Below are 19,239 nucleotides of genomic sequence, written 5' to 3'. Positions count from 1 at the left end.
CTTCCCGCCAACTCGAATCCGCGTCGCCGGACAGTGACGCGCCGGCGGCCCCATGGCGGGAGGATTGAGGGCTAAGCCAGCTCGGCGTGATCTCGCGAACCAAACGTGCAAAGCGTCCCATTGACGTTCCTTTCCTGGCCGAAATACCTTTTCCAAGATGCCTGATCGCGGTTGCGTCCTCGGCTGGCCCTAAAGTTGACCTCTCAGCCAGGCGAGCGTTTCGGCAACACCGGCAAGGCCGTACCGCGCGGTGGTATGTGCTGGCGGTCTGACCCGTATTGATATGCCGCCGGCATCATTCACGGCTTCGAAGCCGTTTTCGTCCGACGTGTCATCGCCCAGGAAGACCGGGCGACGGCCTGTAAAGGGCGCGATGTCCATGAAACGCCGAATCGCGGCGCCCTTGGCGGCCTCGAGCGGCAAAAGTTCCACGCCGGCGTTGCCCGGAACCACCCGGTAGCCCTTGGGCAGGCTGGCCAGCGCTTGCTCGACAAGCTGCGTCGCGCGTGGAAGCAGATGCGGGGCGGCGCGTGTGTGGATGGCCAGCACCCGGCCTTTGCGTTCGATATAGACCTGCCCACGACCGAGCTCCGCCTCGATCTCTTCGGCAAGTGCGGCAATATCCGCCGGCTCTCCCGCAACCTCGACATCGTCGTCCGGCAGGAGCCGGTGTTCCAGGCCATAAAGCCCGGCTGCGCGCAGTTTCAGAGGCTGAAACAAATGGTCTACTGCCGCAACGGAGCGGCCGGTGATAAAGGCCAATGCCCCGTTCAACTTGTGATCCAGGCCTCGCAGCAAAGAGCGAAGCTCGTCACTGACCGAGACAGCGTCTGGGTGTTCCGCATGTTCCAGCAGGGTGCCGTCGATGTCGAGGAACAGCGCCCATTCGCCTGTCAGCAAGGCCTGCGGCCTTTGCAAGGTGTCGCTCATGACATTGCCACCCGTTTGCGTTCGAACATGGAAACGACATTGTCGATGCCTGGCGGCCGGTCGGCAGTGCTCGTTGCCCGATCGACGTCACCGCGCTTGCGCAAGCGCGCCGCATCCAGAAGCATGCTGCCGGCCCAGCGATAGACATTGTTGTTGCGGACCATCTCGCGCATGGGCCGCATGCGTTGGCGCTGCTCGTCGGGCGTCATGGTCAGCGCCTGCAACAGCGCCTCGCTCATCATTGCCGGATCGTAGGGATTGACGATCAGGGCCTCGAGCAGCTCGCGCGAGGCTCCGGCAAACGTGCTGAGCAACAGCACGCCCTGTTCGTCGTCGCGCGCCGCGACGAATTCCTTTGCGACAAGGTTCATGCCGTCATGCAGGCTGGTGACCATGCATATGTCGGCGGCCCGGTAGATCTCGTAGACCTGTTCCTGCGAGTGATGCTCGGCCACCATGACCACCGGCCTATAGCCCTCGCTGCCATAGCGCTGGTTAAGCTCTTCGGCGTAGCGGTGGCATTCGTCGTGGAGTTGCTTGTAGGCAGGCAGCGTACCGCGACTGGGTGCCGCGATCTGCAGCACAACCAGCTTCCCAACCCATTCGGGATGTTTGATGAACAATTCTTCCAGCGCCTGGAAACGGTCGAGAATGCCCTTGGTGTAGTCGAGGCGTTCGACCCCGACGCACAGCTTGACGTCCGCTTTCAGTCCGAACCGCTCGCGCAGGCTGGCGCGGGACGCATCCACATCAGGCAGTTTTGCCAGAAGTTCCGCCGGCCACTCTATGGAGATGGGGTAGGCGTGCACCAGCGTTGTTTGTCCGCCATAGGAGATGGCCGCATCGGCCCGCTCGATGCGGCTTTCCAGGAAGCGGTCGACGCTCTCGGTGAAATTGTTGGCGTGGAACTGGGTGTGGAAGCCGATGATCGAGCTGCCGAGCAACCCCTCGAGAATGCGCTCACGCCACGGGCAGATACTGTACACCTCCGAGTTCGGCCACGGGATGTGCCAGAAGGTGATGACGATCGCCTCGGGCAGGCGCTCGCGGATCATCCGTGGCAACAGCGCGAAATGGTAGTCCTGGACCAACACGATCGGCCGCTCGTTGCGTGCTTCGGCAACCACCGTATCGGCGAACTTCCGGTTGACGGCTTCATAGGCCTCCCAGTCCGAGGCGCGAAAGATCGGCCGGGTAAAGGCGATATGACAAAGTGGCCAGAGGCCCTCATTGGCGAAGCCGAGATAGTAGCCCTGATGCTCTTCCTCCGTCAGCCAGACCCGGCGCAGCGTGTAGGAGGGATTGCCGGGTGGCACCTGTACGCGGTCGTCCTTGTCGACCGTGAGACGGTCCGCCGTTCCGCCGCCATAGGCGATCCAGGTGCCGGCACAGGCGCGGGTGATCGGCTCGAGCGCCGAAACCAGGCCGCTGGCAGGCACCAGCAATTCAATGCCATCATCCTTGCTGTTGTGGATGTAGGGCTCGCGGTTGGACACCACGATGACCTGGGCATCCGGCAGATCGTCGGCCAGGATCTTGCGCAGGGTTTCGGGCGACCATGTCACCAGGGCGGCATCAACCGATTGGCCGTTCTTTTCGAACTCGCGTATCACCTTGCGCGCCGCCTCCGCCGCGACGTCTTCGCCGGCGGGATGTATAACCGCCGGAGGATGACTGCGGCGTTGCCGCGATATGGAGAAGTAAACAGCAAAAGCGGAAAAGCCGAGGCTCGCAAGAATCAGAACCCAAAGCAGGTCCACGCCATAGTCCGTCATTGAATGCCAACTCGTTTCCGGCCGTTCGGCGGCCGATTTGTTCGTGTTTCTGGTCTGAAGTTGTCCGTCGGCGACTTGGCCGCCGTTCGGACCCGCATTTTTGCAACGCACAAGGACGGGATCGGTTCCGGCCAATTTTGGCCCGGATCATGTACTGACCCGGATCATGTCCTGACGATGAGCGGCACCAGCCCTTCATGCCGGTCGGCGAGAAAAGCGACGACCCGATCGCCGACCCGCTGGAACGTCAGGTCAACCTTTGTGTCGCCAACGCCCAGATGCCGCAGCGTGAGCGTATCGATGCCGATCGGCAGCCTGGGGCGGGTAACGCGGATTTCCCCGTCCCAGCCGTCGATCTCCAGGCCAAGGCAGGCTTGCATCAGCATGAAAGCCGAACCCGCCGACCACGCTTGCGGCAGGCAGGCTACGGGATAGGCGATCGGTGCTTCGCCCGGGGCGCGCGTAAAACCGCAGAACAGTTCGGGCAGCCGCATGTTGAAATGGACCGCCGACTCGAACGTGCCGCTCATCAGGCGAACCACGCTCTCGCGCTCGCCATAGCGCGCCAAGCCGGCACCGCAGAGTGCGGTGTCATGCGGCCAGATCGAACCATTATGGTACGACATCGGGTTGAAGAACACGGCATCGTCGGCAAGCGTCCTCAAGCCCCAGCCGGAATGGAAGGAGGCGGAAAGAAGCTGTTCGGCGACCATCTGCGCCCGCGCCGGCTCGGGAAGCCCGACAAACAGCAGATGTCCCGCATTCGAGGTCCGCACCTTGCAAGGCTCCCCGGAACCGTCGATCGCCACGGCATAGAAGCCGAGATCATCCAGCCAGAAATCGCGTTCCACCGCGACCCGCATGGCCTCGGCGGCGCCGTCCCAGTGATCGGCTCTCTCGTCCTCGCCACGGCGACGGGCAAGTTTCGCCAGGCCCCGGAAGGCGGCAAAGACATAGCCCTGCACCTCGACCAGGGCGATCGGCCCCTTGGGGATGCGGCCATCGGCATGAAAGATGGAATCGAAGCTGTCCTTCCACCCCTGGTTGGCGAGGCCGGACTCCGCCGCCCGCAGATAGGTCACGAACCCGGTCTCGCGGCCGGCCTCCTCCGTCCATTCGGCCGCGGCGCACAGCGACGGCCAAAGGCTGTCGATGAACGCCATGTCACCGGTTCGATCGGCATAGGCACAGGCGAGATGGATGTAGAGCGGCGTCGTGTCGACGCCACCATAATAGCGGCCGAAGGGAAGCTCCAGCAGCGCCGCCATTTCGCCCTTGCGAGTCTCATGCATGATCTTGCCAGGCTGCGAATCGCTGAACGGCGACGTCTCGGTCGCCTGATGCTGGGCAAGGAAGGCCAGTACGCCTCGTGCAAGGCCCGGATTGAGCCAGAGCATCTGCAGCGCCGAGATGACGCCGTCGCGTCCGAACGCCGTGGAGAACCAAGGAATTCCGGCATAGGGGTAGGGTCCGGTCGCAAGCTCGGTGGTCAGCAGCGCGACATCGGCGCGGGCTCGTTCGACCCAGTCGTTGAAGACGCGGCCGGAGCTGTGCACCGTCGCGCCATGGCGACGCTTGGCCCGCATGCCAAAGCGCGCCCGAGCGGCGGCGGCACGAAACCGGTCGCGATCAGGCGCGTCCGCCGCCTCGGCACCGACTTCGACATAGAGCACCTTGCTGGTGCGCTTGGTCACCGCGAGCAGGAAATCGGCGCGGTCGGCTGTCAATTGATCCGGTGCCTGCGAAAACGATATCGCCGATGCGCGTGCCAGCCCGTCCAAGCCGTCGTAGCGCAACAGGACCGATGCCACACCCGTCTCGGCCGCATGGGACATGCCCCGCCTGAGTCGTGTCGAGCCGCGCACTTCGAACATATCGCGGAAATCGGCGGCAAAGTGCAGGGAAACCCCGATCGTCGAGTTCTCCCGGCTGTAGTTGGAAAGGGTGATGCGTTCGAACAGCCTGTCCTGCCAAAGCAGCCGGACGCGTTCGACATGGATCGCGCCCTGCGGAATGTCGTGGCCGCCGGCACTTAGCATCGGCAGGTTGGTCAGGTTGGTGGTGAACAGCACATTGTCCTGGCTGAGCGACGCGCCCAGCAACGATGTCTGCCTGCCGCCGACTGTCAGCCGGAATTCGGAGAGCACGCGTGTGTCGTCGCGGAAGAAACCATCGCCGGCGCCACGTATGTCGCCATAGGCATCGGCGACGACAAAGCAGTCGCCCTGCTTGAGCGCGAACAGCCGGTGCGGCTCACGCGGAGCGGTCTCGTCGAGCGAAGCAAGCGCTACGGCGGGATCGAGTTGGCGCTCGTCGAGTTGGGCCATTCGTCACAGATCCCTGTCGTTTCGTTCCCGTCGCCAGGACGCGGCGCTGTTCACGACGCCTTCGCTTGCGTCGAGACACCGACCAGGCGCGCATAGGCAGCCAGATAGTCGCCGGCCATTCTTCTGGCGGAAAACCGATTCTCGAAAACGGCTCTCACTTTCCGCCTGTCGAGCCGCAGCAAATCCGGCACGGCGGCGACGGCGGCATCCACCGAATCCGCGATAAAGCCGGTGACGCCGTGATCGATGATCTCGGGCAGCGCGCCGCAATTCCAGGCGATCACCGGCGTGCCGCAGGCGATTGCCTCGATGGCGACGAGGCCGAACGGCTCCGGCCAGTCGATCGGGAACAGCAGGCCGGCCGCTTTGCCGAGAAACTCCGCTTTCTGGTCCTCCTCGATCTCGCCGACATAGTCGATGCGATCGCCATCGATCAAAGGCTCGACCACCTCGTGGAAATAGGCGCGATCGTCATCACCGATCTTTGCCGCAAGCTTCAGCCTCAGCCCCGAACGCAAGGCGATCTCGATGGCGCGGTCGGGGCGCTTGTCGCGTGAAAACCGGCCGAGGAAGACAAGATAGGGTTCTTCCGCCGTGGCCTCGAAAGTCGGTTCGTAGATATCGGTCGGCAATCCGTGGTGGATCGTCGCCAGCCAGTTGGCCTTGGCGAGGCCTGCCCTTTGGCTGCGCGAAATGGAAATCATCGGAAAGCGCGGGAACCGCTCATAGGCCGGCATCAGGTCGACGTAGTCGAGCCTACCATGCGGCGTCGTCACCGTCCGCTGCGCCATGTCCTCGAAGAAGGAAAAATGCAGGAAGTGGCTGAGGTGGAAATGGATGACATCAAACTCGCTCGCGCGTTGCCTCACCTCGGCAAGCATCGAAAGATGCGCCGCCGTCTCGGATTTCAACGGGCGCGGATCGAGGCGCAGCGCGCATTCGCGGCCAGCCACCAGCTTTGCGGAGGTTTGACTGTCGCCGCTGGCAAACAGCGTCACCTCATGGCCCATATCGACCAGCGCTTCGGTCAGATACGAAACGATGCGCTCCGTGCCGCCATAGAGTCTGGGCGGCACCGATTCATAAAGCGGCGCGATATGGGCGATCTTCATATTTCATCCTGGATGCTCGGCATACAGGTGCGAAATGCGTCAACGGCGAGATTGGTTCCGATTTAATGACCGATCCCGGCGGCGCTGCACGTCTGCCGTCGTTAGGGAAACGCCCATGCAGAAAATGACAGCGGCCTTTTGGCCGCCAGCGGACTTGTCAAACAGACTGCGCGATCAGGGTCAGAAAACCACCGCTCAACGCGACGTTGCCGACGAAGCCATTGATGCGCGCGGCGCGATCCGGACCCTGATGGTCCCAGAAATTGTGGAACATCGGCGTGGCGACGATCAGGAACAGCACCAGCACCGCACAGGCAGTCGCGGTCCACAGGCCAGCCATCACCAACAGGCCGGCAATGATCTGCAGGACGATGCCGGCCCACAGTGCCAATCGCGCCTGCGGCACGCCACGCGCGGCCATAAGCCCCGTCAGGAAGGCTCTGTTCTGGATGTTGCGCAGGCCGGCGAAGACGAAGGCGCCGCCGAGCAACAGGCGGCCGAGAAACAACAAGGTCGAAGGCAAATCGGTGGACACCAAACTCTCCCTTTGAAAACAGTTGGAGCGCCGCCTCTCGACGGCGCTCCCAAGACATAATCGGTCGATCAGGCAGCCTTGGCCGCCGGCATCGGATGAATGGCCTGGAACGGGATGCACAGCCGGTTCCAGGTGTTGATCATGCCAAGCGCCACCGACAGCTTGACCAGTTCCTCTTCCGAGAAATGCTCGAGCGTGCGTGCGTAGAGTTCGTCCGATACGCCGTTGTTGGCGATCAGGGTCACGGCCTCGGTCCAGGCGAAGGCGGCGCGCTCACGCTCGGAGAACAGCGGCGATTCCTTCCAGGCCGAAACCAGATAGAGCCGCTGCTCGGTCTCGCCGTCGCGCCTCGCCTCGCGGCTGTGCATCTCGACGCAGTAGGAGCAGCCATTGATCTGCGAGGCCCTGAGCTTGATCAGGTGCAGCAGGCTTTCCTCGAGCCCGCATTCGTCCACCGCCTTGTTGAGCGCCGACACCGCCCTCATGATTTCCGGCGCCTTGGCGAAAAATTGCAGCCTCTGTTTCATCGTCTTCCTTTCACGTCTGCTTGGTTGAACTGGATTTCTGCGGGCGCTGATGGCGCGCCACGAAGGCGCAGCTCGCGGCAAAGGATCTCGGATCGCCCTCCGCCGCGTAGTCCGCCACGATGTCGGACAGCTTTGTTTCGGCGAGCGCTGCCCGATAGGCGCGCTCAGCCCTGAGCATCGCTGCATTGATGCCGCAGGGTTTGACGTAGGCGGATGCATCGAGCTTGACCGGACCGTTGCGGCGAATCTCGCCACAGCGAAATGCCGGTTCGCGCCCTTCGACCGCCAGCACGATGTCGAGCAGCGTGATGCGTTCGGCCGGCCGCGCCAGTCGGTAGCCGCCCGCCGGACCCGATACCGATTCCAGGATGCGCTCGGCGGTCAGCATATTGAGATGCTTCAGGAGATAGCTCGGCGACAGGCCGAAGGACTCGGCCAGGGCCGAGCCGGGCATGGTGCTGTTGCCCTCGACACTCGCCAGCGTGGCCGCGCAGTGGATGGCCGCCTCAACGCCCTCGCCCAGCTTCATGGTGTGGCCCTCCTATTCATGGATATCTTTTATCGTGGATAATTTTTATCTGCAATAGGAAAGTGAAAAACGGCGCCCGAAGGCGCCGCTTTTTCATCAGAAGGCGCGGCTACTCCGCCGCCACCTTGGCCATCGGGTTGTTCGGGTGCGTCGTCCAGTTGGCGTAGATCGGCGACACCGGCTTGCCGGTGCGCTGGTCCATCACGCCCGCCGCCAGCGGCTCCATGGTGATGCAGTTCTCGACCGGGCAGACATTGACGCACAGATTGCAGCCAACGCATTCGGCCTCGATCACCTCGAAGTGCCTGACGCCGTCGACCATGCTGGTGATCGCCTGGTGCGAGGTGTCCTCGCAGGCGATGTGGCAGCGGCCACACTTGATGCAGGCGTCCTGGTCGATACGCGCCTTGGCGACATAGTTGAGGTTGAGATACTGCCAGTCTGTGACGTTTGGCGTGGCGCGGCCGACAATGTCGTCGAGCGAGGCATGGCCCTTCTCGTCCATCCAGTTTTCCAGGCCGGCGATCATCTCCTGCACGATCTTGAAGCCGTAGGTCATCGCCGCCGTGCACACCTGCACATTGCCGGCGCCCAGCGCCATGAATTCGGCCGCGTCACGCCAGGTGGTGATGCCGCCGATGCCGGAGATCGGCAGCCCATGCGTTTCGGGATCGCGCGCGATTTCGGCCACCATGTTCATGGCGATCGGCTTCACCGCCGGGCCGCAATAGCCGCCATGCGAGCCCTTGCCGTCGATGGTCGGCTGTGGCGCGAAACTGTCGAGGTCAACGCCGGTGATCGAATTGATGGTGTTGATCAGCGACACCGCGTCGGTGCCGCCGGCAAGCGCTGCCCTCGCCGGCTTGCGCACATCGGTGATGTTGGGCGTCAGCTTGGTGATGACCGGCATGCGGGTGTTCTGCTTGCACCAGCGCACCACCATTTCGATGTATTCCGGCACCTGGCCGACGGCGGCGCCCATGCCGCGTTCCGACATGCCGTGCGGACAACCGAAATTGAGCTCGATACCGTCGGCGCCGGTCTCCTCGACCACCGGCAGGATCGCCTTCCAGGCCTCCTCGACGCATGGCACCATCAGCGAGACGACGATGGCGCGGTCGGGCCAATCCTTCTTGACCTGCTTGATCTCGCGCAGATTGACCTGCAGGTCGCGGTCGGTGATCAGCTCGATGTTGTTGAGGCCGAGCAGGCGGCGGTCGGCGCCCCAGATGGCGCCGTAGCGCGGGCCGTTGACATTGACCACCGGAGGGCCTTCCTCGCCCAGCGTCTTCCACACCACGCCGCCCCACCCGGCCTTGAAGGCGCGGATGACGTTGTAGGCCTTGTCGGTCGGCGGCGCCGAGGCCAGCCAGAACGGATTTGGCGACTTGATGCCCACGAAATTGTTGCGGATGTCTGCCATGACAGGTCCCTTTCAGCCGAGACGAAGGATCAATTCGACGGGTGCGAGAATGCCGCCTTCAAGCGCGGCGGTAAGGTTGGCGATCTTGGTCCGGGCGTTCTCGCCCATGACGAGGCCGACGCCGGGCGGCGGCTTCCTGCCTTCCGCTTGCGCGGCGGTCATCCGGGCACGCATCGTGGCGAAGAATTCGACGGCGAAGGCGCCACGTCGCCGCTCTGCCTTCACCAAGAAACCCGCCGCGGCGGCAGCCGCGCGATAGTCGTCGGGCGTGGCGACGAAGGACATGGTTTCATCGGACGCCCAAGGCAAGGGATAGGATAGCGCTCCGTCCTTCAGCCGCATCACGTCGTAGACGGCAAAGATGCCGCCCGGCTTGAGCACGCGGGCAGTCTCGCTCATCAGCTTCGGCTTGTCGGGAAGGTTCATGCCGACATGCAGGATGACAGCCGCATCGAAGCTGTCGTTTGCGAATGGCATGTCCAGCGCGCTGCCCTGCACGAAGCGCGTCTTGCCAGCCATTCCGGTTCGCTTCGACAGGCTTGTCGCGATATCGACATAGCTCTGCGTCAGGTCGATGCCGGTGACCTCGGCGCCGGCGCTGTTCGCGACGAAGCGGGCCGGACCGCCGATGCCGGATCCGATGTCGAGAAGCTTGGCTGCGGGCTTGAGGTCCATCTGATCGACGAGTTCCTTGGTGGCGGCCACGCCGCCAATATGGAATTCGTCGGCCGCTTCGAGATCGCCGGCGCGCAGATGGGCAACGTCCACGCCGGTATCGGCGAGCGCGGCAAGGATCCGTTCCTCCAGGCCCGATATGTCGTAGTGACGGGCGATGCCCGGTTCCAGCGTGGCCATGATCCCTATCCCTGCATCAGACTCCTGTGCATGCTCTCCGCCGCGTCGCGGCCTTGCGCGACGGCCGAGACGGTCAGGTCGTCGCCACCGAAGATGCAGTCGCCGCCGGCCCAGACATTGGCCAGCGAAGTACGACCTTCCGCATCGACTTTGATGCGGCCGGCTTCAAGCTCGATCGCCGCACTGCTGCCATTGAGCGCTGCCGGCACAAAGCTCTGGCCGATCGCCTTGAACACCTGGTCGGCGGTAAGCGTCAGCGTCTCGCCGGTGCCGGCGAGCTTGTCGCCGGTGAGCGCGGTGTATTCGAGTTCGATGCCCGACACCTTGCCGCCTTCGGCAATGACCCGCTTCGGCTGCAGCCAGTGGCGGATGGTGACACCGTTGGCGGCGGCCAGATCCTGCTCGAATTCGGAAGCGTTCATGTGCTCCTGGCCACGCCGGTAGCAGATCGTCACCTCCTCGGCGCCAAGCAGTTTCGACTGCACGGCGGCGTCGATCGCCGTCATGCCGCCACCGATGACTACGACGCGGCGGCCAACCGGCAGGCTGGCGAGATCGCTGGCCTGGCGCAGTTCGGCGATGAACTCCACCGCATTGGTGACGCCGTCGGCGTTCTCGCCCTCGGCGCGCAGCGCGTTGACGCCGCCTAGCCCCATGCCGAGAAACACCGCGTCGTAGTTGCGGATCAGGTCGGACAGTTGATAGTCACGGCCAAGCGCCTTGCCGTTCTGGATGTCGATGCCGCCGATGGCGGTCACGTATTCGACCTCGGCCTGGGCGAAATTGTCGACGCTCTTGTAGGCTGCGATGCCGTATTCGTTGAGGCCGCCGGCCTTCGGCCGCGCTTCCAGGATGGTGACGTCATGGCCATGGCGGGCGAGCCTGTGCGCGGCGGCAAGGCCGGCCGGCCCTGCGCCGACCACGGCCACCGTCTTGCCGGTCGGCGTGGCGCGTGGATAAAACTGCTTGTTCTCGGCCATGGCGATATCAGTGGCGTAGCGCTGCAGACGGCCGATCTGCACCGGCTTGCCTTCCGCCACCTCGCGCACGCAGACCTCCTCGCACAGCGTCTCGGTCGGGCAGACGCGGGCGCACATGCCGCCCAGAATATTCTGGTCGAAGATCGTCTTGGCCGAACCGATCGGATTGCCGGTCGATATCTGGCGGATGAACAGCGGAATGTCGATCGAGGTCGGGCACGCATTCATGCACGGCGCGTCGTAGCAGAAATAACAGCGGTCGGATTCGACCAGAGCCTCGTGGTGATCGAGCGGCGGGTGCAGGTCGGAAAAATTGTCCGCGTACTGGTCGGCCGCGAGCCTGCCGCCTGCAATGCCTTCCCTGAACTGGCCTTCTGGCATTCTCAGTTCCCCATGTTTTCGTTTTGGGAAAGGCTAGCACGTTTTATTTTTTTATCAATTGGTCAATTTTCGGCGCAAAGCACTGAAAAGACTGTGCAATAACATGATTTTTTCACTCATGTTATGCGCAAGAGGTTGCGTTTACAGCATCGTCGGACGACCGAAATCGAGCGCGTGGCCATGAATGGCCCGGACCTCGTCGGCGACCAGCTCCTGCAGCCGCCACAGATTGCGGTCGTGGATGCCGAACGCTTCGAGATGACTGACCGTGTTGTAGAGATATTCGGCGCCGGATCCGATATGTCCGCAAGCCCTGGCCAGCACGCCGGCCACCCTCTCCAGCGGCTGGCTCAGTGACGTTCCCCTGCCCTTCACGCCGACCCAGAAGCCAAGCGCTCGCAGCGCGCCCTGGCCCGTATGCACCGGCAGCCACCTGACCGAGTCGATGCTTTCGTGGTCGTTGATCTCACGCCGCAGCAGCCTTTCGATCTGGGTCGGTTTTTCGCCCTCGGGCAAGCGGTAGATGACCCCGTTGCAGCGTCCGCCCCGTTCGAGCGCCATCATCAGCCCCGGCTGCTCGGCGCTGCCGCGCCAACGCACCATGTCGAGACAAAAGGAGCGGTGCCAGCCGAAGGCCGTGGCGAGCTGTTGCTCGACCGACTCGAATTCCGGCTTCCAGATCAGCGATCCGTAGGCAAACACCCATAGCGGCCCCGCGTCCGCTTCATCGGACAGCCGCGAAGCAAGGGTCCGGAAATCCTCGTCGTCCAACGGCGTCCAGCTCGGATCCGGGCCGGGATCGGCCTCTTCCCGATGGCACAGTGCGACAAGCTCGGGCGTGAGCGACATCCGGCGCATGAAACGACGTCCCCTCTTTGTCTTTGTCGCAGAGAAATCGAAAACAGCGGCGCGCGCAAGCCTGGGAACATTTGCTCCGGGTCGACGATTGTTGTCCGGGCGGGTGTCGGAATTCCGTCGTGAAGATCGTCCTAGGATGGATCGGCCGACGATCGATGCATGAAAGGTGAGGAGACCGACAATGCCGAAAACCCCGATGCCCTTCTTCTGGTACGAATTGATGACATCAGACCTCGACGCCGCCGAGGCGTTCTACACCAAGGTGGTCGGCTGGACGGCGCAGCCTTTCGACAAGGCCCCCGGCATGCCGCGCTATATCGTCATGAATGTCGGCGAGCGTGGCGTAGGTGGCCTGATGACGATGCCCGAGGACGCCGCCAAGATGGGCATGCCGCCCGCCTGGCTCGGTTATATCCACACCAAGGATGTTGATGCCTCGACCAAGGCACTGAAGGCTGCCGGCGGAGCTGTCCACCGCGAGCCCGACGAAATTCCGGGCGTCGGCCGCTTTGCCGTCGTCGCCGATCCGCAAGGCGCAACATTCATGTTCCTGCAGCCGAATGGCCCCGACCAGCCCATCGTGCCGGCCGCAACGCCGGGCCATATCGGCTGGCACGAGCTGTACACCTCGGACTGGAAGGCCGCGTTCGATTTCTATTCCGGCCAGTTCGGCTGGGCCAATGCGGGTGACTTCGACATGGGCCCGATGGGCATCTACCAGACCTTTACGGCCGGCCCCGAATCCGGCGGCGGCATCATGAACAAGCCCGAGCAGATCCCGGTACCGGTCTGGCAGTTCTACTTCAACGTCCCGGCCATCGACGCGGCGGCCAAACGCGTCACCGACAATGGCGGCAAGATCTTGATGGGGCCAATGGAAGTCCCCGGCGGCAGCTGGATCGTGCAATGCCAGGACCCGCAAGGCGCGCATTTCGCACTGATGGCGCCGATGCGCTGACGGCGATAAACACCGCTGGTACGAAGCGACGGCTTTCATCGCACCACGGATGAAAGGCCGCGTTCCTCTGCCTGGCCCGTCCTATTCCGGGGTCAGCACCGCGACCTTCAGCTCAGCCTTTTTCGCGCCACTAAACTGGACGGTGGCCGGGCCGGCCGCGAGCTTGAAGCGCACGCTCTTGCGGATGCCGGGGCAGGTCTTCACGCCGCTATAACCCGCCGACTTGATGGCGTGGCCGTCCTGGATGACATCGATCCAGGCCTCGCCTGAGAGGCTGATCTGAATGGCCCCCTCGGACGGCACCTCGACGCTGGCGACGGCGCCAAACGTTCCCTCTGCCGGGGCGCGTTCGGGCGGCAGCGTAAAACCGGCTTTCTCCGCCGGGACCAGTGCCAGATCCGCGGCGGCACCCACCGCCAGCGTCGCTCCAGACGGCGTTGCGGGCGCCGCGGCAAACAGCGCCTGTTCCCGCGTCACCGGCCATTTGAAGGCCTCGCAGCCGGCGTCTTCGGCCATGGCGAAGCTGGTGCCTGCAAGGATTGCGAATAGGCTGATGATGACTTTTTTCATGGCGAAGGGACCCAGATGTTTAGAGTGTCCCTACTAATACAACCATAGCGATATGAATGCAACCCTGACGAGAACATTTGAGAGTCGGACTGGGGAACATTTCCACTCACCGATTGTTGATGGCACTCCACGGGAAGTGAATGGTCCATTGCCGGGCGATAATCTATGGCCGGGTCGGGAGGGTGAAATGGAGTTTTAGATGAAGCTTTTTGAAGGCCTTGCCAGATACCAGCCGCAGGCGCTCGGCGTGCTGCGCATCATGACCGCGCTGCAGTTCATTGAACATGGCAGCCAGAAACTGTTCAATTTCCCCGTCAGTGCCGATCCCCACGCCCTCTCCGGGCTGACGCTCACCGCCGCCGTCCTCGAATTCGCCGGCGGCATCCTGCTGGCGCTGGGGCTCTTCACTCGGCCGGTGGCATTCCTTCTGGCCGGCGAAATGGCGATCGCCTATTTCATGGCGCACATGCCGCGTGACTTCTTCCCGGTCAACAATGGTGGCGATTCGGCAATCTCTTTCTGCTTCATCTTCCTCTATCTGTTCTTTGCCGGCGCCGGCGCCTTCGCGCTGGACAACCGCGATAACAGGTGAGGCCGGAGCAGAGGGTGAGCCTTCACCCTCTCATGCGCTCGAAATTCGCATCGAAGAGCGGCGCAGCCTGCATGCGCGCCGCGTGACGCTTGCCAAGCAACTCGATTTCGAACCCGTCGCTCTCGTCGGCGATCTCCTTCGGCACATAGCCGACGGCGACAGACTTTTTCGAATGATGCGCGTAGCCGCCCGAGGTGACCCAGCCGCGTACGGCACCGCCGAACCAGATCGGCTCGTCGCCGATGACATCGGCGTCGTCGGCATCGAGGATGAAGGCACGCAGGCGCAGCTTGCCGCCTTGTTTGCGCTCGGCCAGCGCTCCTGCCTTGCCGATGAAATCGGCCTCCTTGCCATAGGCGACAAAGCGGTCGAGGCCGGCTTCAAGCGGCCCGTAAATCGGCCGGTATTCGCGCGCCCATGAGCCGTAATTCTTCTCCAGCCGCAATGCGTTGAGCGCGCGCGAACCGAACAGGCCGATGCCGAATTCCTCACCGGCCGCCATCAGGGACTGGAATGCGGCGCGCTGATACTCCGGCGCCACCCACATCTCGTAGCCGAGATCGCCGGTGTAGCTGACACGCCCGACCAGGCACGGCGCCATGCCGATATCCATCCTGGCAATGGCCATGAACGGAAACGCCGCATTCGAAACATCCGAGCGCGTGGCCTTCGCCAGCACATCGCGCGCCTTCGGCCCGGCGATCGACAAGCCGGTGAGCTTCTGCCCCAGCGCCTCGATGCGGACAGAGCCTTGGTCAGGCAGGTGCTTTTCGAACCACCGCATGTGGTATTGCTCGGCAACACCCGAGCCGGCGAGGAACCAGCCGTCACTGCCGAGATTGGCCAGCGTGAAATCGCCTATCAGCTTGCCATCTTCCTTCAGCATCGGCGCCAGCGTCATGCGCCCGGGCTTCGGCAGTTTGCAGGCAAGCAGGCGATCAAGCCACGCCGCCGCCCCCTCACCCGTCACCTTGTATTTGGCGAAGCTCGAAATCTCCGACAGGCCGACACCGGTGCGAACGGTCTTCACCTCGTTGGCCACATGCGTGAAATCGCTCGAGCGGCGCCAGGAGAACTCATCCTTGACGCCTTCGGGTGCATACCAAAGCGGCACCTCCAGCCCATAGGCGACACCCCACTGTGCGCCTTTGGCCGACAACCAATCATAGACCGGCGTCGTCTTCAGCGGCCGCCCCGCTGGCAGCTCCTCATTGGGAAAGCGGATCGAGAAGCGGCGCGAGTAGTTCTCGCGCACCTTGGCGTTGGTATAGGCCATCGTCGCCCAGTCGCCATAGCGCGCGACATCCATCGCCCAGATGTCGGCGCCGGGATCGCCCTCGATCATCCAGTTGGACAGCGCCAGGCCAACGCCGCCGCCCTGTGAAAAGCCGGCCATGACGCCGCAGGCCACCCAGAAGCCCGGCAGACCGCGCACCGGCCCGACCAGCGGGTTGCCGTCCGGCGCGAAGGTGAACGGGCCGTTGATAATCTGCTTGATGCCGGTGTTCTGGAAAGCCGGGAAATGCCGGAAGCCGACCTCCAGCGACGGCGCGATGCGGTCGATGTCGGGCGCCAGCAGTTCATGACCGAAATTCCATGGCGTCTGGAATTCGGACCACGGCTTGTTGGCCTTCTCATAGGTGCCCATCAACATGCCGCCGCGCTCCTGGCGTAGATAGAGCTCGCCGTCGAAATCGACCGCATGCATGATCTCGGTACCGGTCTTCTGGTTCCAGGCGGCGACTTCCGGCATGTCCTCGGTGATCAGGTACATGTGCTCCATCGCCAGCACCGGCAGTTCGAGGCCAACCATGCGGCCGACCTCGCGCGCCCACAGGCCGCCGGCGTTGACGACGTGCTCGGCCACCACTTCGCCCTTGTTGGTGATGACACGCCACATCCCGTCGGCACGCCGCACGATGTCCTCGACCTTGGTGAAGCGCTCGACCTCGGCGCCGAGTTTGCGCGCGGCCTTGGCATAGGCATGGGTGACGCCGGAGGGATCGAGATGGCCGTCCTCCTTGTTTCTGACGGCGCCAACGAACTGCTTGGGGTCGAGCAGCGGCATCAGTTCGGCCGCCTCTTTCGGCGAAATCACTTCCAGTTCGATGCCGAGATAGCGGCCTTTGGCGACGACGCCGCGCAGCCAGTCGAGGCGTGCCTCGGTCGCCGCCAGAAGCACGCCGCCGGTCAGGTGCACGCCGGTTGCCTGGCCGGAAAGCTCCTCGATCTCCTTGTAGAGGCTGATGGTGTATTTCTGCAGCTTGGCAACGTTGGGGTCGCCATTGATCGTATGCATGCCGCCGGCCGCGTGCCAGGTCGAGCCGGAGGTCAGCTCATCGCGCTCCAACAACACGACGTCGGTCCAGCCGTGGCGGGCGAGATGGAACAGCACGGAGCACCCGACGACGCCACCGCCAATGACCACGACCTTTGCATGCGACTTCATAGGTTTTCTCGTTATTTCAGTGAGTTGGATGAAGGAAGTGAATCAAGGCAGGAAGACTGGCGCATCACGGCTCGCCCTGCCCGATCGCTTCCTTGCGCTTGGCCACATAGGCCTCCAGCGCCTCGCGCACGGCGACATCCATCACCGGCTCGGCGTACTCTTCCAGCGCCTTCTTCCACAGCCGCGTCGCGCGCGCCGTGGCGTCGAGCCCGCCAGCCTCCTGCCAGGCTTCGTAGTTCTGCCAGTTGGAGAGCATCGGCTGGTAGAAGGCGGTGGCATAGCGCTCCAGCGTATGCGGCTCGCCGAAGAAATGGCCACCGGTCGGCACCGCGCCCAGCGCCTCGACGGCAAGCTCGGCCTCGTTGACCTCGATCGGGCGCAAGAACTCCATCATGTGCTGGATCATCTCGACATCGATGATGAACTTCTCGAACGATGCCGTCAGCCCACCCTCCTGCCATCCGGCGGCGTGATAGACGAGGTTGCCGTGGCCGAGCACCGCGCCCCATAACGCCATCAGCGTCTCATAGGCGCCTTGCGCGTCGGCGGCGTTGGAGGCCGAGCCCGGCGTCGTGCGGTAAGGCAGCCCATAGCGCCGCGCCAGTTGCCCCGACGCGACGTTGGCCTTGGTGTTCTCCGGCGTGCCAAAGGCCGGCGCGCCCGACTTCATGTCGACATTGGAGGTGAAGGCGCCATACATGACCGGCGCACCGGGACGCACCAGCTGCGTCAGCACCACGCCGAACAGCGCCTCGGCATTCTGCTGTGCCAGCGCGCCGGCCAGCGTCACCGGGCTCATCGCCCCCATCAGCGTGAACGGCGTCACCGCCACCGACTGGCCGAACTCGGCCATCGTCATCAGCCCCTCCGCCATCATCTCGTCGAAGCGTCGTGGCGAGTTGACCGAGATGATGGTGGTGATGCCGGGATCGTCGCGCATCTGGTCCAGTGTCAGCCCGCGCGCGATCGCCATCATCTCGATGCCGTCCAGCGCCCTGCCCCGGCCGATCGCCGAGACATGGAAACTCTTGTCGGTCAGCGTCAGGTTGGTGAAATAGGTGTCGAGATGACGGGAATTCGCCGGCAGCTCCACCGGCGCGCAAACCTGGTTGCCGAGCATGTGGATGCAGTTGAAATGCTGCGCCAGACGGGTGAGATCAGCATAGTCGCGCAGATTGCCGGCGCGGCGGCCGCGCTCCATGTCGTGCACATTGGGCGGCCCGGCAACCAGCGTGAAGTTGATGGTGTTGCCGCCGAGATGAACGGTGTTGGCCGGGTTGCGTGGCGTCAGAATGTAATTGGACCGTGTCGTTTTCAGCGCTTCGTCGACCATGCCTCGATCGATGCGGACATTGGCCGTCGCATGATCGACTGTGGCCCCTGCCTTCTCGAACAGCGACAGCGCCCGCGGGCTCATCACCTCGATGCCGAAATTCTCCAATATGTGCATCGACGCCTGGTGGATCTGCTCGATCTGGTCGGACGACAGCAGGGCCATCGGCGGATAGGGATTGGTTACCCGCCGCAGCGGCAGTTGCGGAATGGGCGTCGGGCCCCTGTTGCTGGTGCGCTCGGCACCGCGTTTGCGTCTTGGCTCGTTCATGCCCGGCATCAAAGCCCCGGGCAACCAGCCAAGCTGTCAAAAATACGCCGCTTGCGGGCGCGATTTTAGCCAAGGCGGCATTTCTGCAATATCTATTTAGAAAAAACGACGAATTGCGTCGGATTATCAATACGATATCTTCCCGGGCAGATGCGCCGACGAAACGTTAACGCCGGCAGCAAGATTCCCTTTATGATTTCGGCCTATTGCTCTGCCAATGCGTAGGTCGAGTTTTAGTAAAATTGTAGCGGTTGGCGTGCTGCTGGCACTTTCGGCCTGCGCGACGGCACCCAGCCATATCAACAATGTCTGTGCTGTCTTCGATCAGAACGACGGCTGGTTCGACAACTGGCAGTCGGCGGCCGAGCGCACGCAGCAGAAATACGGCGTGCCGGTTCCCGTGCTTATGGCGACGGTGCGCAAGGAATCCGGCTTCAAGAGCAATGCCCGGCCGCCGCGCACCAAGCTGCTCGGCTTCATTCCGTGGACGCACGTCTCGTCGGCCACCGGCTTCTCGCAGGCGCTGGACGGCACCTGGTCGCAATATCAGAGCGAAACCGGCAACTGGGCGGCGCGGCGGACGAAATTCGCCGATGCCGTCGATTTCGTCGGCTGGTACCATTCCAAGACCGCCGACACCTACGGTGTCGCCCGCAACGACACCTACAATCTCTATCTCGCCTACTATCTCGGCTGGACCGCCTATGGCCGCGGCAACCGCGGCGACGCCGGCGTCCAGGGCTATGCCCGGGCCACCGAAAAGATGGCGCGGGACTATGCGCAGCAGCTAAGCCAGTGCGGCAACTGAACGCGCCGCGCCTCTAACCTCGATCGG

17 protein-coding genes are annotated in these 19,239 nt (G+C 63.4%); 3 read left to right on the top strand and 14 right to left on the bottom strand.

What is annotated here, in order from left to right:
- Window positions 1–189: 189 nt before the first annotated feature.
- From otsB to AC56QQ_RS14145, 11 genes are all read right to left on the bottom strand, one after another.
- A complete protein-coding gene (otsB, locus tag AC56QQ_RS14195; protein WP_489862145.1) occupies window positions 190–930 on the bottom strand; it encodes a trehalose-phosphatase in 741 nt (246 codons plus the stop codon).
- Complete coding sequence (locus AC56QQ_RS14190) at window positions 927–2,705, bottom strand: alpha,alpha-trehalose-phosphate synthase (UDP-forming) (protein WP_497128035.1); 1,779 nt, start codon at window positions 2,703–2,705, stop codon at window positions 927–929. Before AC56QQ_RS14190 ends, otsB begins: the two co-directional genes overlap by 4 nt.
- Window positions 2,706–2,869: 164 nt before the next feature.
- Window positions 2,870–5,032 (bottom strand): amylo-alpha-1,6-glucosidase, encoded by a 2,163-nt coding sequence (locus tag AC56QQ_RS14185; RefSeq protein WP_497128033.1) that lies wholly within the window; start codon window positions 5,030–5,032, stop codon window positions 2,870–2,872.
- A gap of 50 nt (window positions 5,033–5,082) precedes the next feature.
- A complete protein-coding gene (locus AC56QQ_RS14180; protein ID WP_497128031.1) occupies window positions 5,083–6,144 on the bottom strand; it encodes a glycosyltransferase family 4 protein in 1,062 nt (353 codons plus the stop codon).
- A 157-nt stretch (window positions 6,145–6,301) separates the two neighbouring features.
- The gene (locus tag AC56QQ_RS14175; protein ID WP_497128029.1) at window positions 6,302–6,679 is read right to left on the bottom strand and encodes a DoxX family protein; all 378 of its coding nucleotides are present in this window, start codon (window positions 6,677–6,679) and stop codon (window positions 6,302–6,304) included.
- 68 nt (window positions 6,680–6,747) lie between these two features.
- A complete protein-coding gene (locus AC56QQ_RS14170; RefSeq protein ID WP_497128027.1) occupies window positions 6,748–7,206 on the bottom strand; it encodes a carboxymuconolactone decarboxylase family protein in 459 nt (152 codons plus the stop codon).
- A gap of 10 nt (window positions 7,207–7,216) precedes the next feature.
- Window positions 7,217–7,735 (bottom strand): RrF2 family transcriptional regulator, encoded by a 519-nt coding sequence (locus tag AC56QQ_RS14165; RefSeq protein ID WP_497128025.1) that lies wholly within the window; start codon window positions 7,733–7,735, stop codon window positions 7,217–7,219.
- A 109-nt stretch (window positions 7,736–7,844) separates the two neighbouring features.
- Entirely contained in the window at window positions 7,845–9,158 is a 1,314-nt protein-coding gene (preA, locus tag AC56QQ_RS14160; protein ID WP_489862151.1) for an NAD-dependent dihydropyrimidine dehydrogenase subunit PreA, read from the bottom strand.
- Window positions 9,159–9,170: 12 nt separating this feature from the next.
- On the bottom strand, window positions 9,171–10,013 hold the full coding sequence (locus AC56QQ_RS14155) for a class I SAM-dependent methyltransferase (RefSeq protein ID WP_497128023.1): 843 nt from the start codon (window positions 10,011–10,013) through the stop codon (window positions 9,171–9,173).
- A gap of 5 nt (window positions 10,014–10,018) precedes the next feature.
- Window positions 10,019–11,374 (bottom strand): NAD(P)-dependent oxidoreductase, encoded by a 1,356-nt coding sequence (locus AC56QQ_RS14150; RefSeq protein ID WP_497128021.1) that lies wholly within the window; start codon window positions 11,372–11,374, stop codon window positions 10,019–10,021.
- A 141-nt stretch (window positions 11,375–11,515) separates the two neighbouring features.
- Window positions 11,516–12,232, bottom strand: coding sequence for a gamma-glutamylcyclotransferase (locus AC56QQ_RS14145; protein ID WP_497128019.1), 717 nt, complete (start codon window positions 12,230–12,232; stop codon window positions 11,516–11,518).
- A 181-nt stretch (window positions 12,233–12,413) separates the two neighbouring features.
- Here AC56QQ_RS14145 and AC56QQ_RS14140 point away from each other — a divergent pair, with 181 nt between their 5' ends.
- Window positions 12,414–13,190, top strand: a complete 777-nt coding sequence (locus AC56QQ_RS14140; RefSeq protein WP_497128017.1) for a VOC family protein — start codon at window positions 12,414–12,416, stop codon at window positions 13,188–13,190.
- Window positions 13,191–13,271: 81 nt separating this feature from the next.
- On the opposite strand, the gene AC56QQ_RS14135 is transcribed toward AC56QQ_RS14140, so the two are convergent.
- Window positions 13,272–13,760 carry a hypothetical protein gene (locus AC56QQ_RS14135; protein WP_497128015.1) on the bottom strand — a complete coding sequence of 163 codons (489 nt, stop codon included), beginning with the start codon at window positions 13,758–13,760 and terminating at the stop codon, window positions 13,272–13,274.
- 199 nt (window positions 13,761–13,959) lie between these two features.
- On the opposite strand from AC56QQ_RS14135, the gene AC56QQ_RS14130 reads away from it, so the two are divergent.
- The gene (locus tag AC56QQ_RS14130; RefSeq protein ID WP_497128013.1) at window positions 13,960–14,352 is read left to right on the top strand and encodes a DoxX family protein; all 393 of its coding nucleotides are present in this window, start codon (window positions 13,960–13,962) and stop codon (window positions 14,350–14,352) included.
- A 22-nt stretch (window positions 14,353–14,374) separates the two neighbouring features.
- Here the strand turns inward: AC56QQ_RS14130 and AC56QQ_RS14125 are convergent, their stop codons facing one another.
- Window positions 14,375–16,801, bottom strand: coding sequence for a GcvT family protein (locus AC56QQ_RS14125; protein ID WP_497128011.1), 2,427 nt, complete (start codon window positions 16,799–16,801; stop codon window positions 14,375–14,377).
- Between the two features lie 64 nt (window positions 16,802–16,865).
- Window positions 16,866–18,404, bottom strand: a complete 1,539-nt coding sequence (locus tag AC56QQ_RS14120; RefSeq protein WP_497128009.1) for a trimethylamine methyltransferase family protein — start codon at window positions 18,402–18,404, stop codon at window positions 16,866–16,868.
- A 217-nt stretch (window positions 18,405–18,621) separates the two neighbouring features.
- Between AC56QQ_RS14120 and AC56QQ_RS14115 the strand changes: the two genes are divergently transcribed.
- A complete protein-coding gene (locus AC56QQ_RS14115; RefSeq protein WP_497128007.1) occupies window positions 18,622–19,212 on the top strand; it encodes a transglycosylase SLT domain-containing protein in 591 nt (196 codons plus the stop codon).
- Window positions 19,213–19,239 lie beyond the last annotated feature (27 nt).

The sequence above is a fragment of the Mesorhizobium sp. RCAM 05099 genome, assembly GCF_059683685.1.
The sequence above is the reverse complement of the archived record's forward strand: the minus strand, read 5'-3'. Positions and strand labels throughout refer to the sequence as shown.